The 366-nt window shown below is 41.0% G+C and carries 1 protein-coding gene and 1 pseudogene; one reads left to right on the forward strand and one right to left on the reverse strand.

Going from position 1 to position 366, the window contains the following annotated elements; translation table 11 throughout:
- Positions 1-144: pseudogene (locus V7126_RS22295) on the reverse strand (aspartate phosphatase); the annotation flags it as partial.
- Between the two features lie 38 nt (positions 145-182).
- Here V7126_RS22295 and V7126_RS22300 point away from each other — a divergent pair.
- Positions 183-366: hypothetical protein (locus V7126_RS22300; protein WP_335499282.1), on the forward strand; the 184-nt coding region annotated here is incomplete at its 3' end.

The following is a 366-nucleotide window of genomic DNA, read 5'->3' on the forward strand; positions in this document are numbered from 1 at the left end:
ATCCTGATCTTCTTCCATACGGAATATGTCGCGCTCAATTTCTGCCTTGAGCATTTCCGCGTCCGTTACATTGAATTTGCGTATCGCATTATACCAATCATTGATTTTAACCCCTACTGACGCCGATGGAATTTTTACAGCCAATCCTTCCGCCCCTTTCCTTTAGCAAGTTGACGTTCTTTATGCAGCGCATCGATGAATATATTTTACATAAAGGGACATTTTTTTACAATTGTTTTTTGATAAGAATTGTTTTTATTTGCGTGGCTGATCAAAATCGATTCGGAGAGGGTGGCAGCCTAATTTGTCAAAGCAACTTGAGAATCCGCCGTTCATCAGCAAAAAAAAAACAGCCCGCAACCTGCG

Source organism: Bacillus sp. JJ675 (assembly GCF_036963165.1).
GTDB lineage: Bacteria > Bacillota > Bacilli > Bacillales > Bacillaceae > Bacillus > Bacillus glycinifermentans.